This is a genomic window from Flavobacterium adhaerens (genome assembly GCF_040045115.1).
Lineage (GTDB): Bacteria > Bacteroidota > Bacteroidia > Flavobacteriales > Flavobacteriaceae > Flavobacterium > Flavobacterium adhaerens.
In genome coordinates, this window is sequence record NZ_JBDLZX010000005.1 from 248,118 (window position 1) to 263,453 (window position 15,336).

At 31.6% G+C, this 15,336-nt stretch carries 12 protein-coding genes; 6 read left to right on the plus strand and 6 right to left on the minus strand.

The window, feature by feature from the left end; all coding sequences use genetic code 11:
- Positions 1–17: 17 nt before the first annotated feature.
- Together ABEB18_RS09075 and ABEB18_RS09080 are read right to left on the minus strand one after the other, a co-directional pair.
- Positions 18–2,441, minus strand: a complete 2,424-nt coding sequence (locus ABEB18_RS09075; protein ID WP_348799060.1) for a TonB-dependent receptor — start codon at positions 2,439–2,441, stop codon at positions 18–20.
- Between the two features lie 54 nt (positions 2,442–2,495).
- On the minus strand, positions 2,496–4,190 hold the full coding sequence (locus tag ABEB18_RS09080) for a M23 family metallopeptidase (RefSeq protein ID WP_348798969.1): 1,695 nt from the start codon (positions 4,188–4,190) through the stop codon (positions 2,496–2,498).
- A gap of 264 nt (positions 4,191–4,454) precedes the next feature.
- On the opposite strand from ABEB18_RS09080, the gene ABEB18_RS09085 reads away from it, so the two are divergent.
- From ABEB18_RS09085 to rny, 3 genes are all read left to right on the plus strand, one after another.
- Complete coding sequence (locus ABEB18_RS09085) at positions 4,455–4,745, plus strand: coiled-coil domain-containing protein (RefSeq protein WP_348798970.1); 291 nt, start codon at positions 4,455–4,457, stop codon at positions 4,743–4,745.
- Positions 4,746–4,750: 5 nt separating this feature from the next.
- Positions 4,751–5,044 carry a cell division protein ZapA gene (locus tag ABEB18_RS09090; RefSeq protein ID WP_348798971.1) on the plus strand — a complete coding sequence of 98 codons (294 nt, stop codon included), beginning with the start codon at positions 4,751–4,753 and terminating at the stop codon, positions 5,042–5,044.
- A gap of 207 nt (positions 5,045–5,251) precedes the next feature.
- A complete protein-coding gene (gene rny, locus ABEB18_RS09095; protein WP_348798972.1) occupies positions 5,252–6,814 on the plus strand; it encodes a ribonuclease Y in 1,563 nt (520 codons plus the stop codon).
- Between the two features lie 87 nt (positions 6,815–6,901).
- On the opposite strand, the gene ABEB18_RS09100 is transcribed toward rny, so the two are convergent.
- Entirely contained in the window at positions 6,902–8,404 is a 1,503-nt protein-coding gene (locus ABEB18_RS09100) for a PAS domain-containing sensor histidine kinase (protein WP_348798973.1), read from the minus strand.
- An 83-nt stretch (positions 8,405–8,487) separates the two neighbouring features.
- Complete coding sequence (gene xerD, locus ABEB18_RS09105; RefSeq protein WP_348798975.1) at positions 8,488–9,384, minus strand: site-specific tyrosine recombinase XerD; 897 nt, start codon at positions 9,382–9,384, stop codon at positions 8,488–8,490.
- 274 nt (positions 9,385–9,658) lie between these two features.
- On the opposite strand from xerD, the gene ABEB18_RS09110 reads away from it, so the two are divergent.
- Complete coding sequence (locus ABEB18_RS09110; protein WP_348798976.1) at positions 9,659–10,309, plus strand: BT1926 family outer membrane beta-barrel protein; 651 nt, start codon at positions 9,659–9,661, stop codon at positions 10,307–10,309.
- Between the two features lie 271 nt (positions 10,310–10,580).
- On the opposite strand, the gene ABEB18_RS09115 is transcribed toward ABEB18_RS09110, so the two are convergent.
- Positions 10,581–11,183 carry an outer membrane beta-barrel protein gene (locus ABEB18_RS09115; RefSeq protein ID WP_348798977.1) on the minus strand — a complete coding sequence of 201 codons (603 nt, stop codon included), beginning with the start codon at positions 11,181–11,183 and terminating at the stop codon, positions 10,581–10,583.
- 255 nt (positions 11,184–11,438) lie between these two features.
- Between ABEB18_RS09115 and aroQ the strand changes: the two genes are divergently transcribed.
- Together aroQ and ABEB18_RS09125 are read left to right on the plus strand one after the other, a co-directional pair.
- On the plus strand, positions 11,439–11,852 hold the full coding sequence (aroQ, locus tag ABEB18_RS09120) for a type II 3-dehydroquinate dehydratase (protein ID WP_348798979.1): 414 nt from the start codon (positions 11,439–11,441) through the stop codon (positions 11,850–11,852).
- Positions 11,853–11,926: 74 nt separating this feature from the next.
- A complete protein-coding gene (locus ABEB18_RS09125; RefSeq protein WP_348798980.1) occupies positions 11,927–14,401 on the plus strand; it encodes a DUF5686 and carboxypeptidase regulatory-like domain-containing protein in 2,475 nt (824 codons plus the stop codon).
- On the opposite strand, the gene ABEB18_RS09130 is transcribed toward ABEB18_RS09125, so the two are convergent.
- On the minus strand, positions 14,394–15,260 hold the full coding sequence (locus tag ABEB18_RS09130; protein WP_348798981.1) for a cation diffusion facilitator family transporter: 867 nt from the start codon (positions 15,258–15,260) through the stop codon (positions 14,394–14,396). The genes ABEB18_RS09125 and ABEB18_RS09130 overlap by 8 nt on opposite strands.
- Positions 15,261–15,336 lie beyond the last annotated feature (76 nt).

Here is a 15,336-nt window from a genome sequence, read left to right on the forward strand (position 1 = left end):
ATTTACTCTAAAATGGTTCATAATCTGGCATTCAACTTCAAATTAAAAACTCTTTTTGTCATATAATTTGGAATTGCATATTCGGTTTTGGTGTAAACATCCCGAACCCATGTATTTGTGATTGCATTTTGATTATTAAAGAGATTAAAGATTTCAAAGCCTAATGATAATTCTTTGAAATTTTTGAAAAAACTTCTGGTTGACATGCCAACTTTTTGGTCGATAAAAACTTTAGAAAATCCAATATCCGCTCGACGATAATCATTTAAGCGATTTTGATATAAATACGGGTCTGCATAAGAAGGGGATCCGCCTGGTAGTCCAGTGTTGTAAACTAAGTTTAAGTATAATTTTAAGCTTGGAATTTTGGGCATATAATCCTGAAACAAAAGACCAAATTTTAAACGTTGATCTGTTGGCCGTGCAATGTATTCTTTGTGATCCCAATTCTCTTCGGTTTTTAAATATCCAAAACTAATCCAAGAATCTGTTCCTGGGACAAATTCTCCATTGAGCCTAACATCAAGTCCTTGTGCATAGGCAACAGCATTGTTTTGAGCCAAATATCGTATTCTTACATTGTCTATGGTGTAGGGATTTACGTCTGTCATTTTTTTATAATAGGCTTCGGTGGTGAGTTTAAAAGGACGTTTCCACATTTCAAAACTATAGTCACTTCCGAATACAATGTTTAACGATTTTTGAGCTTTAACATCTGGTTGAACGATGCCGTCATAATCTCTTAATTCTCTATAGAATGGTGGTTGTCCGTAGAGGCCAATTGTAAATCGGAATAAGATTTCTTTTTCCCAATCTGGTTTTAGGGCAAATTGTCCTCTTGGATTAAAAATAGTTTGAACTTTTCCGTTTAAATTAGTTCCCGAAACTTCCCAACTCTGCAATCGTACTCCAACATTATACCAGATTTCGTTACTACCTATGTTGCCTTTTCGACTCCATTGTGTGTAAGCCGAAATTCTATTAATGTCCGTGAAATTTGTTGCTCTAACAAATTGGTAGGGAATTAATAATCCAGAATAAGGTTGGTAAGGTTGGTCATTTTTAGGAAGTATTACTGGTGGACGTATCGAAAAACCAGCTGAATCTATCATTTCCCATTCTGATATTCGATCATGAATAGATTCTTTGGTGTATTTTATGCCCCATTCAATTTGATTTTGTTTCCAATTTTTTAATCCTTTTAATTCTAAATTGCCAATTAGTGCGTCAAGATCGTTTCGAGCATGATTGAGTTGTGAGCCAATTCCTCTTGTGTATTGAATATCGTCATAGGAATCAGAGCCAATATTAGTGTCAACTTCGCCTAATCGATATTGCGCATAGATATCAAAATACTCTTGTTCAATGGTGTGAAACAGAGAACCAATGAGTTTTAATGATGTACTCTCGTTTAGTTGATAAGTGGTTTTTATAGCTCCAAAATAGGTTTTGTAAATGTCTTTTTCTTTTCCTTGATAATATACAGCAAGTGCCATAGGTTCATTTATTGTACCAAAATTGGTTTGACGAGTAAGTGGCTCGTATAAGTAGTGATTTTGAGAAATATTTCCCAAGAAGCTCCATTGCCATTTGGCAGATGCTTGATAGGTGATATTGGTTTGAATATCTGCAAAAGTAGGAGTGTAGTTGGTTTGTGTATCTTGGCTGTTTACTAAAAGGCTATTGTTTCGGTACCGAATTCCTGTAATTGCTGACCATTTTTTATCTTTAGAAATGACATCAAAGGCAAAACTTCCGCCAAGAAAACTCAATTCGAGTGAGGCTCCAAATTGAGACGGGTTGCGATAGGTGATGTCTAAGACCGATGACATTTTGTCTCCATATTTGGCTTGAAAACCTCCTGCGGAAAAATCGATATTTTGAACCAAATCAGTATTTATAAAGCTTAATCCTTCTTGCTGACCTGAGCGTATCAAAAAAGGGCGATACACTTCGATTTCATTTACATAAACTAAATTTTCATCATAATTTCCGCCTCTCACACTGTATTGTGTGCTTAATTCATTGTTAGAATTTACACCGGGTAATGTTTTTAACACGTTTTCAATTCCAGCATTGGCACCAGGAATAAAACGAATGTCTTTGGCTTCAAAAGTTTGTATTCCTTGAACCGTTTTTTTATTATTCGCATTAACAATTACTTCGCCCATTTGTTCTTCTTGATTATCCATGAATATATTTAGAACATATACTTCATTGGGTTTCAGGAGTATTTTTATGCTGGCTTTTTTTAAGGAAATATGCGTAAATTCGATTGTTGTTTTTTCATTTGCAGGAATGTCAATTTTGTATTGCCCATTTGAATTTGTTTGGGTCAAATTGTTACTGCAAATGATATTTACCCCTTCTATTGGATTGTTTTTTTTATCTAAAACAACTCCTCTTACCAAAGCCGTTTGAGCATGTGAATTTATTCCCATCCATAAAAAAACAATACAAAATAAGGCTTTTAGAATGTTCAAATCGTTTTAGTTTTATTGTTTTTGATTTCTTTGAAAATGTGTTTCAAAGGTAGAAGAATTCCCTACATTATCAACTACAACCACTTTTAAAAGATTTTTACCATTTGTAACAATTCCGTCGCTAAAATAATGCGTCAGGGTACGGGTTTTGCTTTCGTACTCCATCAATATCCATTTGCCGTTAAGGTAGCCGTTGTATGATTGAATTCCGGATTGACTATCAGAAATTTTTACTTGAATGGTTTTTTGATTGTCTAGAACTTTTCCTTCGATAGGTTTTGGAATGGTAATTACTGGAGGAACAGTATCGATAGCTAATTTGTATTTGCCAAGTGTTTTGGTTCGGATTTCATAAACATTATTTTTTTCACGAGTGGTATTGTAGCTAAGACTGTTTCCGTTTACACGAGCTATGTAAACCTTATCTTTTTTGTCACTGTAACGATCGTTTTCGATGGTAATGGTGAAATTGCTATGAGCAGGAACTGTATCGTCATGTACAGTTAGAACCCCACTATTTACATCAAAATTCAAATCAAAATCATTGTAAAATGTTCCAGCAGGAAAGAAAACAGAGCATTTGTCTTTTTCGAAAAAACAATCCTTTGATGCTTTCACGGTATAATTGGCTACAATAGGTTCTTTGTCAACAATTGTAGTAAGAGAATCAAATTCGACAGGAATTGTGATTGATGTTTTGTTTCCGTAATAGTCAGAAACATCTAAATGGCAAATATTAGTTAGGTTAGGGGTTGCTGTTATAATACCATTAGAATTGTCTGTTTGAATAATACTCAAATTATAGGGCGGATTCATAAAAAGTTTTTGAATTCGTTGTCCTGTTTTTTTGTAAAAAGAATAATCGATTAATGCATTTATATACCGCATTTCATCAAAAGCATAAGTCGTAAATTTATAATTGAAAATAGAATTTCCATTACTAAGTAAATTCACATTATAGACACCATTTTTATTAAAGGAAAGATCATCGGTGTCTGTAGTAGTTACCCCAAAACCTATTTTGCCATTTGCAACAACTTTGTTTGCGAGATAAGTTCCGTCTTTTTGCAGTGATAAATTTACAGGAATTCGTCGTTTAGAGTTGTTTACAATTGTTTTAGAATCTAAAGGATAAACATATAAATTCGAAACTATCGGTTTTTTGGTATCTTTTAATAAACTGTCAAAGCCAAAAAATAAAGGATTGATTATTTTCTCGGTTTTCGTATCTCTAAATTCAAAATGCAAATGAGGCCCTTCAGAAGAGCCCGTATTTCCAGATAGAGCTATAAGTTGTCCTTTGGTAACAGGCATTTGATTGGGTTTGAAAAACATTTCGATTTCATATGCTTGTTCTCTGTAATGTGTTTTTTTTATGTAACTCTCAATAGAATCTGTTGCTCTTTGCAAATGACCATAAACCGAAGTAAATCCATTTGGGTGATCGATATAGATAGTTTTCCCGTTTCCAAAAGTGGATATTTTTATTCTCGACACATAACCATCGGCAACAGCATATACATTTAATCCTTCTTTTTGAAGAGTTTTCATGTCAAAACCAGCATGAAAATGATTGGGTCTTAATTCTCCAAAATTTCCAGATAATCGTAGCGGGATATCCAGCGGGGAACGAAAGTAATCTTTTGGATATTCAACTTGCGCAAATAAAGTTGTTGTAAATAATAGTAAAAAAAACGGGAGTCTCATAATGCAATTGTAATTTTATGGAGATAGGGAATTGATGTATCTCCATTTTGTGTTTTTTGTTAATTTGTATTCGTTTTTGTTTTTCGGAATACATTTTTGCTAAGTTAAAAAAAGGAAGTTAGACCTACAAGATAAAATTAATTCAAAATGTAACTAATTGATTTTTAATATATTGGTTATTTTAATGTAAAAAAATCAATAAAATATTGTAATAATAAAAAGGAATACTAACTTTGTAAGATTAAGTAATGAATTGGAATTATAATGAGTGTGATTGCAGAAATAATTGATACTCTTGAAAATAAGATTGGAAAACTTTTTCTAAAAATTCAAGTTTTAGAAAAAAATAATCAAGATTTAAGGATAGAGTTACAAAACGCTGCAGTGTTAATACAAAATCAATCTAACGAGATTGAGGCGTTGAAAACACAAGTAGAAACACTCAAAATAGCTAATACATTGCTTGGCAGTGACGACAATAAAAGAGATACAAAGCTTAAGATAAATTCAATGATTCGTGAAATTGATTACTGCATAGCCCAGCTATCAGATTAAAAAAGATGGACGAAAAGCTAAAAATTAAAATATCAATTGCCGACAGAGTTTACCCGTTAACGGTAGATTTCTCTCAAGAGGAAGGGCTTAGGAGTGCTTCTAAGAAAATTGATGCTATGATCAAGCAATTTGAAGAAAATTATGCTGTAAGAGATAAACAAGATGTTTTAGCTATGTGTGCTTTACAATTTGCTTCTCAAGTAGAACAAAGGCAAATTGATAATGCTATAAATGGCACCGAAACCATCGATAGATTAAATAAACTCAATTCGCTTTTAGACGAATATCTCGAAAGTTAAACGTTCTTGCATAAAGACTAAGATACTGCCTACATTAGTTCATATTGGTAAACTCAACACTAACAATTTAGAATGAGCGAATCATCACTACTATAGTATGCCATGCTTCGGCAAGGAAACTTGAACAGTGAGTTAGCTCAAAACTTGTCTTTTCGAGTTTATACAACCTCTAATGTAGGCTTTTTTATATATAAATTTTTTACAAACATGGACATCATAACAATAATTATTTCAGGAATTGTAGGTATTGCACTAGGATTTGGAATCGCCAAAATTATAGAGAAAAGTAATATTTCTAATTTAATTAAAAACGCAAAGAAAGAAGCTAGTTCAATTCTAAAAGACGCTAATCTTGAAGCTGAAAATATTAAAAAGGACAAAATTCTTCAAGCTAAAGAGAAGTTTATTGAATTGAAGGCAGAGCACGAACAAGTAATTTTGGCAAGAGATAAAAAAGTTGCCGAAGTAGAGAAAAGAGTTCGTGACAAAGAATCTCAAGTTTCAAATGAATTGTCAAAATCTAAAAAATTGAATGATGATTTTGAAGCAAAAACGGCCGAATATAATTCTAAAATTGAAACTTTAGAAAAGAAACAACAAGAAGTTGATAGGCTTCATAAAAGTCAATTACAGCAATTAGAGGTAATTTCTGGATTGTCTGCAGAAGAAGCTAAAGAGCAATTGGTTGAAGGCCTGAAGGCTGAAGCCAAAACCAAAGCAATGTCTCATATTCAAGATACTATCGAAGAGGCTAAATTGACAGCACAACAAGAAGCTAAAAAAATTATTATCAATACTATTCAGCGAGTAGGTACCGAAGAAGCTGTAGAAAACTGCGTTTCTGTATTTAATATCGAATCGGATGATGTAAAAGGTAGAATCATTGGTCGTGAAGGTAGAAATATTAGAGCTTTAGAAGCAGCAACAGGTGTTGAAATTATCGTTGATGATACTCCAGAAGCTATTATTTTATCTTGTTTTGATCCAGTTCGTAGAGAAATTGCTCGTTTAGCATTACACAAGTTGGTTACTGATGGGCGTATTCACCCAGCTCGTATCGAAGAAGTAGTTGCAAAAACGACAAAACAAATCGATGATGAAATTATCGAAGTAGGAAAACGTACTGTAATCGATTTAGGAATTCACGGATTACATCCTGAATTGATAAAAGTTGTAGGTAGGATGAAATATCGTTCGTCTTACGGGCAAAACTTATTGCAACACTCAAGAGAGGTGTCTAAGTTGTGTGGTATCATGGCTGCCGAACTAGGTTTGAACGTAAAACTAGCTAAAAGAGCTGGTTTGTTACACGATATTGGTAAAGTTCCAGATACCGAAAGTGATTTGCCACACGCTTTATTAGGGATGCAATGGGCTGAAAAATATGGAGAAAAAGATGAGGTTTGTAATGCAATTGGAGCGCATCATGATGAGATTGAAATGAAATCATTGTTGTCTCCAATTATTCAAGTTTGTGATGCTATTTCAGGAGCTAGACCAGGAGCGAGAAGACAAGTGTTGGATTCGTACATTCAGCGTTTGAAAGATCTTGAAGATGTAGCTTATGGATTTAATGGTGTAAAAAATGCCTATGCTATCCAAGCGGGTAGAGAGCTTCGTGTAATTGTAGAAAGCGAAAAGGTTTCAGATGATAATGCGGCAAATTTATCTTTTGAAATTTCTCAAAAAATACAAACTGAGATGACTTATCCAGGACAAGTAAAAGTAACAGTAATTAGAGAGACAAGAGCGGTGAATATTGCTAAATAATAGCAGTAATGACTTATACAAAAATCCAAATTTCAACTTGTAAAGATTGAAATTTGGATTTTTTGTTTTTGTAATAAATAGGTTTTCTTACCCTTTTTTGAAATAGACTTTAAAAGTGGTTCCAAAATTAAGTGTGCTTTCTACTTCAATTTTACCGCCCATATTTTCTACCTGATTTTTGGTTAAATATAAACCGACTCCTCTGGCGTCATTATTGGAGTGAAACGTTTTGTATAGTCCAAAAATAGAATCTTTGTGTTTTTCTAAATCAATTCCTAATCCGTTGTCTTTTACATTTAGTACTACGAAATTATCTTTTATTTCGGTCGTAAAAATAATTTTAGGCTCTTTGTTAGGATCCGAATATTTAATAGCATTGGTTACTAAATTCAGCATGATACTTTCTAAATAAGCTGGTAAACAATGTATTTTGATAGAATTAGGAACGTAGTTTAAGACTTGTATTCTTTTTTCTTTTAGAGATTCGTATAAAACATCTAAAACTTTGTCTATAAAACTATTAATTTTTAGGAGTTGCATGTTGTTCTCTTTTTCGGTATAAATGCTTACCAAATCGTTTAGGTTTTCGATTGTAGAGAACAACTCGTCTGATACGATTTGTATATTGTGTAAGGTGTCTTTTTCGGATAATAAATTTTCGGCATGTAAATCTAACAAGGATTTTATATTTCCGCTATGTGTCCTTAAATTATGAGATACTATGTGAGCAAAATTGAGAAGTTTATTGTTTTGTGTATTTACAATTTCGAGCATTTGAGACAGGTCTAGCTCTTTCTTTTTTTGTTCGGAAATATCAGTATGTGTTCCTACTATACGCAAAGGTTTTCCGGTATCATCTCTTTCGATTACTTTTCCTCTATCGAGAATCCATTTGTATCTGCCTGAACACAAAACACGGTGACAGGTTTCGTAAAATGGAATTTTGTTCTCAAAATGCAAATTGATATTTCCGTAATATTCTTCTCGATCATCAGGATGAACTCTTTCGTCCCATTCTTCAGGTGCAGCTACTAAATCAGATTCGGTTAATTCCAGAATTTTCATAGATTCGGAAGAATAATATACCTTGTTAGTGATTAAATCCCAGTCCCACACACCTCTGTCTGATGCTTGTACGGCAAAATGATACCTTTCATCGGCTACTTTCAATCTAATTTCTTGTTCCTTGATATCGGTTATATCCGAAATAAGTCCGTAAAAAAGGATGTCGTTGTTTTTCTTTTTCTTGGGTGTTGCGTCAATTCTAATCCATTTGTAACCACTTTCAGGTAGTAGTAATCTAAAATCAATTTCCCATTTTTCGTTGGTTGATATGGCTTTTTCGTATGATTCTAAAAAGCATTTTAAATCTGGCTCGTAAATCTTGTAGTTGGATAATTTATAGGTGTCTTCTAAAAAATCATTTATCGAGAATTCGTTTAGAAACTCAATGGGTTTGCTCAAAAAATCGATTGTGATTTGTTTGAGGCTGTTCACTCTTATTTGAAAGATAATATTAGGAAGTTGTTTGATTAAACTTTCGTATAATTTATTTAAATCTTCGGGTGTTTTATTTGTAGTAAAGATCATATTTTAATTTTTACTTGATGTTTTGCAAAAATATTGAATATTAGATAGATATTGTTATAAAAAGAAGGATATTATTTTAAGGATCATTTTCTAGGATGATAATTATTCAGTACTTCGGTTAAATATTTTCGGTCTAAATGAACATATATTTCCGTAGTAGTTATAGATTCATGTCCCAACATTAATTGAATCGAACGCAAATCGGCTCCGTTTTCTAATAAATGTGTTGCAAATGAATGTCTGAAAGTATGAGGACTAATTTTTTTATTTAAATTGATTTTTACTGCTAAATCTTTTATGATGGTAAAGATCATTGCTCTTGTCAACTGTTTTCCTCTTCGATTTAAAAAGAGGATGTCTTCGAATTCTTTATGAATATTTAAATGGGTTCTAATAGTATTTTGATAAATGTTAATATATTTTTGAGTCAATTCGCCTACTGGAACAAAACGCTGTTTGTTGCCTTTACCAGTAATTTTGATAAAACCTTCTTCAAAAAATAAATCTGATAATTTTAAAGCAACAAGCTCAGATACCCTTAGACCACAACCGTAAAGAGTCTCTAATAATGCTCGATTTCGTTCTCCCTCATTTGAACTTAAATCTATAGCAGAAATTAACGAGTCTATTTCCTCTACTGCAAGTGTATCGGGTAATTTTCGTCCTGTTTTTGGTGATTCTATTAATTCTAAAGGATTGTCATTTCGATAATCTTCAAAAATCAAATACGAGAAAAAACTTTTTAATCCAGAGAGGATTCTTGCTTGAGATCTAGGGTTGACCTCTTTAGAAATGTTATAAATGAATTGTTGTAAAACTTCTTCTTTTATAACTATTGGAGAAATGTTTATTCTATTTTGTTCTAAGAATAAGCATAATCGTTCTATGTCAAAAGTATAGTTTTCTATTGTGTTTTTAGACAAACCTCTTTCGATTTTTAGATACGATTGATAGTTTTTGATGTAAGTATTCCAATCCATTTTACAAAGAAAACTTATTTATTAGAAATAAAAAAAGCTATTTGGAGCTGATTTAAATATAAACAATTCTCGCAACATGCAATCAGGGTTATCATTTAAGGAATAAAATGGTTGTCTATGATTTTGGAGTTCAATGGTTTATGTGAGATGTATTTTTGTGTCCAAAAAATAATTAAAAAAACTTACAAAATTATTTTTCAAACTAATTGTTTTGTTTATTTTTGCACGGATTTTTTTACAAATCAAAACTAATTTAAAAATTTAATTATTTACAATGAAAAAAGTATTTTTATTGACATTAGGATTTTTTGCATTCCAAGCAGTAAATGCACAAGAGTCCATTTCTTACAAACCAACAAAAGGAACAGTTACAACAGAAGTAGGTTTAAACGGTGGTTTAAACAATGCTGAAATTGATTTGAATGACGGAATTGTGAAATTTAGATATTTCCTAGAAGACGATATTGCTTTAAGAGCAGGTTTGGGAATAAGCAGTTATAAAGATGTAGATTATTTTAATAATGGTTCTGAAACTGAAAAAAATTCAGATAACAATATAAAATTAGGAGTTGAGAAACATTTTGCTGGAACTAATAGGCTTTCAACATATGCTGGGGCAGAAGTAATTTTTGGTTTTGGTAAAGAATTTTCAGAAACATCTTTCGATAATGGAGATTATGAAGATTTTGAGCAAAAAAACTCAGGTTTTGGTTTTGGTTTATTTACAGGAGCAGATTATTATGTAGCTAAAAAATTATATTTTGGTGTTGAGGCAGGAATAAGCTTTATGTCAGAGAAATTTAAAGATGCTGAATATTCAAGCTATTTTGGAGGTGTTTCTGATAGTTCAAAAACTCCTGGTTCTAAAGAATCATCTTTCGTAACGGCTGCTTTTGGAGGAATCCGAGTGGGTTATCAGTTTTAAAAAGGATATAAGATTAGAACTCTCATATTTTGAATATGCCCTAGATAGTTACAAACTATTTGGGGCTTTTTTTATTATAAATACGTATTGCAGTATTGGTAAAAATTGTTCAAAAAAAGAGGCTGTCCTAAAAGTCTTGTTTTGTCATTCCGAATTTATTTCGGAATCTAAAAAACAAATGATAATCTAGCGTCTAAAGAAGCTGAAACAAGTTCAGCTTGACAAGATTATATCTTTTTGGACAGCCTCTATTTTTTATAAAATCAAGAAATTACCATTTGTATAAAAGTCCGAATTTTGGTTGTGCAAATATATTGTTGAATAAATTTACATTGATAACCAAATCGCTTGTACTTTCTCCATTTTCTGGACTTGCGTTGTTGTAGCTTAAAATTTCAGCTAATGTAAATGTTGCTGCCCATCTTGGAGTGAAAAAGTAATTCAGTCCCAAATCAATATTAGCCTTGATCCCATTACTTGTATCGGAACTTCCATCAAGATAATCTAGTTTTGTGTTATTGTAACCTAATCCAGCTTCACCATATGCTTTTAAATTTCCTAAACTTAAGAAATAATATCTAGCAAATACTCCTATTCCAAATGAATTTGATTTGTCAAGACCACCATTATTTGGTAAATAAGATACAGATGAATAATTAAGATCACCTCCTACAGCCCATTTATTGTCTAAAAAATATCCAAATTTTGGGTTAATTGCAAAATAGTCGTTATCACTATCACCAGTTGTTAAACTAATACCTCCTTCAAGCCACATATCTCCAGCAGAAAAAGTTGCTTTCGGCATTCCTGATTCTTGTGCAGTTGCAAAATTCATTGCAAATACAGTTACTAATGCTACAATAATTTTTTTCATTTTTTTTTATTTGTTTGTTAATACGGAATCAAATGTACGAAAAAACCATCACTATTATGTTAATTGGGTATAATTTAATAGTAAAATGAAGCAATTCTGTTTTAAAACTTTCAATAACAAAGGGTTTAAATTAAAGTTTTTCTTATATAAGTTTTGGATTTTGATTTGATAAATTAAAATGATTGATTTTAATATAAAAATGAATTGAGTTTAAATGGTATTATTTATTTTTACAAAAACAATAAATAACGATATATGAAAATTGCCATCATTAATGGTCCAAATTTAAATTTACTTGGAAAAAGGGAGCCTGAAATTTACGGTTCACAAACATTTGAAGATTATCTTGAAATTTTAAAAAACAAATTTCCTCAAATAGAATTGACTTATTATCAAAGTAATATTGAAGGGGAATTAATTGGGAAAATTCAAGATTTTGGTTTTACTTATGATGGAATTATTTTGAATGCGGGTGCTTATACACATACTTCGGTTGGTATTGGTGATGCTATAAAAGCAGTGACAACTCCAGTTATCGAAGTACATATATCCAATACTTATGCTCGTGAAAGTTTTAGGCACCAATCGTATATTTCAGGAAATGCAAAAGGGGTAGTTTTGGGTTTTGGAATGAAAAGTTATGATTTGGCTATCCAATCTTTTTTGTAAAATAATACTAAAATCAAGATGTTGTGTATGTAACATCGCCTGCTAAAAAGCGTCTTACATAAAAAAAAATATTTATGCGAAACGCTTTTTTGCTCTTCTTTTTACTTTCGTCATTAATTCATTTTGGTCAAATTAAAGGTAGGATAACAGACGAAAAAGGGAATCCTCTTCCATCCGTAAGTATATACGAAGAAAATACTTATAACGGGACAACTTCTAACGAACAAGGTTTCTATGAATTGAATATAAAACAGCAAGGTAAATGCACTATTGTTTTTCAATATCTAGGTTTTAAAACTCAAAAGCAAACACTCGATATTATTTCTTTTCCATTTACATTTGATTTACAATTATCTGAAGAAAGTTTTAAACTTAATGAAGTAGTTATAAATACCAAAGGTAATCCTGCAGATCTAATCATAAAAAAAGCGATTGCCCATAAAAAAGCAAATACAGCTAAAACAACCAAATTTAAAGCAGATTTCTATTCGCGTGGTATTTTTAAATTGAAAAATGCTCCCAAAAAAATATTAGGTCAAGAAATTGGGGATATGGATGGAGCATTAGATTCAACAGGAACAGGGATTATTTCATTGTCCGAGACATTCTCTAAAATTATTTTTGAAAAGCCAAATAATTTGAAAGAAGTGGTGACCGCCTCAAAGATAAGCGGTGATAATAAAGGATATGCTTACAATACAGCGAGGTCATCTTTCTATGATTTTTATGATAACACTTTAAATTTTAGTGTTAATATGATTTCGCCTATTGCAGATAATGCTTTCAATTATTATAAATATAAACTCGAAAGCACTTTTGAAGACGATAACAAGCAAACTATCAATAAAATAAGAGTTATAGCCAAGCGGGATAAAGAACCTGTTTTTGAAGGTTATATTTATATTGTTGAGGATTCTTGGGCAATTTATGCGATTGATTTAGATATTAAAGGATATCGCATGAAAAATGAATTCATTGAGGTAATGACTTTGAAGCAGAATTTCAGTTACAATAAGTCTAGCAAAATTTGGTCTAAAAACACTCAGAGTTTAGATTTTAACGCAGGAATTTTTGGGATTGGCTTCAATGGTAAGTTCACATATGTTTATACTAATTATGAATTTGTTGATTCTTTTGATAAAAATACATTTACAAACGAAATAACACGTGTTGAGATAGATTCTAATAAAAAAGATTCTGTATTCTGGAAAATTAATAGACCTGTGCCACTAACTACAGAAGAAAGCACAGATTATATTAGAAAAGACAGTATTTATAGCGTACGCAATTCTAAAAGGTATTTGGATTCTATTGATCGTAAAAACAATAAATTTCATTTTTTTGATCCTATAACTGGTTATACTTATAAGAATAGTGAGAAAAAATATTCTTTACGATATGATGGTTTATTAGATTTTAGCAGCTTGAATTTTAATACTGTTCAGGGGTGGAATTTTGGTACTGCTTTTTCTTTTTCAAATTGGAGAAATGATGATAAGGGAAGAAGAACGGATATCGATTTGAAATTGAATTATGGTTTTTCGGGGGATCGTTTACGAGTTAAAGGCAAATATTGGCATCAATTTAATAACCAAAATTATGCTAATCTAACAATATCAGGAGGAAGTACTGTAATGCAATTTAATAGAGAGGAACCTATTTGGGGATTAATCAACTCTATCAGTACATTGTTTTTTAGAGATAATTATATGAAACTGTATAATTTAGAATTTGCCGAAATTGAATTTGCTCAAGATATTGCAAATGGGGTGCATTTTAACGGAAAAATCAATTTTGAAGAACGAAAGCCTTTATTCAATACTTCTGATTTTTCTTTTTTTAAAAGGGATGATGTGTTTTCATCAAATAATCCATTGGATCCAAATGATTATATAAACCCAGGTTTTGAAAAGCATCACTTGGCTAAACTTGATTTGAATGCGAAAATCAATTTTGGAAATAAATATTCCTCAAGACCGGATGGAAAGCTTAATATTAAAAGTGAAAAATACCCAACTTTCTATGTTGGTTTTACAAAAGGTTTTGCTGGTAGCGAAAAAAAATATGAATATGAAGAAATTAGTGCTCAACTCAAATACAATCACACATTTGGTAATAAAGGCAGTTTTGGGTTAAACATAAAAACAGGCAAATTCTTTAATGCCGAAAATATTGCTTTTGTAGATTACAAACATTTCAACGGAAATCAAACACATGTTGATTTGTCAGATAAGTATTTAAACTCTTTTGGGTTGTTACCGTATTATAGTAATAGTACTAATGATAGTTTTTTTGAATTACACATGGAGCATAATGATCGTGGGTATATTATGAATAAAATTCCGTTGCTAAATTTATTAAAATCAAATTTAGTTTTAGGATATCATTTGTTGGCTATACCAAATACAAAACCATATTCAGAATATAGTGTAGGTTTGGATAATCTTGGCTTTGGAAAACTTAAGGTGTTTAAATTGAATTACGTACGTTCTTATCAAAATGGATTTCAGAAAGACGGTGTTGTTTTTGGTATAAAATTTACTAATTAGGCTCAATATGAATTAAAATATTGCCCAATTCTGGAATTTCTTTGTGTAATGTATCTTTGAGTTTATGGGATAAGTCATGGCCTTCTTTGACAGTAATAGTTCCATTTACTCTAGCATGAAGATCAACATGATATTTCATTCCAGCTTTGCGAATTAAGCATTTTTCGGTATCAACAATTCCCTCTACATTATTGGCAACTTTCCTGATTTCTACAACCAAATCATCGTACAAATGTTCGTCCATAATTTCTCCCAATGCAGGTCTGAAAATCAAATAACTATTGTAGAGGATGAAACCAGATGCAAATAAGGCTGCCCAATCATCTGCCGATTCATATCCTTTTCCTAAAAGCAATGCTATCGAAATACCTAGAAAGGCAGCAATAGAAGTCAATGCATCACTACGGTGATGCCAAGCATCTGCTTTGAGTGAAGAGCTGTTGGTTTCTTTACTTCTTTTTATAACCAGTCGAAACGAATATTCTTTCCATAAAATGATAGCTCCAAGTATGAAAAGTGTCCAAGGTTTGGGTAATTCATGAGGTTTTTGAATATTCATAATGCTGTCGTAACCGATGATTGTTGCCGAGGTAATCAAGAATCCGACTACCAAAAAAGTAATCAAAGGTTCGGCTCTTCCGTGTCCGTAAGGATGATTTTCATCTGCGGGGCGGCTAGAATATTTGATGCCAAATAAAACCAGTAACGAAGCAAAAATGTCTGTCGTAGATTCTATAGCATCTGCTATTAAGGCATAAGAGTTTCCAAAAAAACCTGCAAGCCCTTTTATTAAAGCCAAAATAGTGTTTCCTATTATACTAAAATAAGTTGCTCTGATGGCTTTTTGTTCATTAGACATACTAATTCCTCATTAAATGCAAAACCGCTTAAAAAAAATTTTTTCAAATGAAAGTTAAATTTAGTTAAGCGGTTTA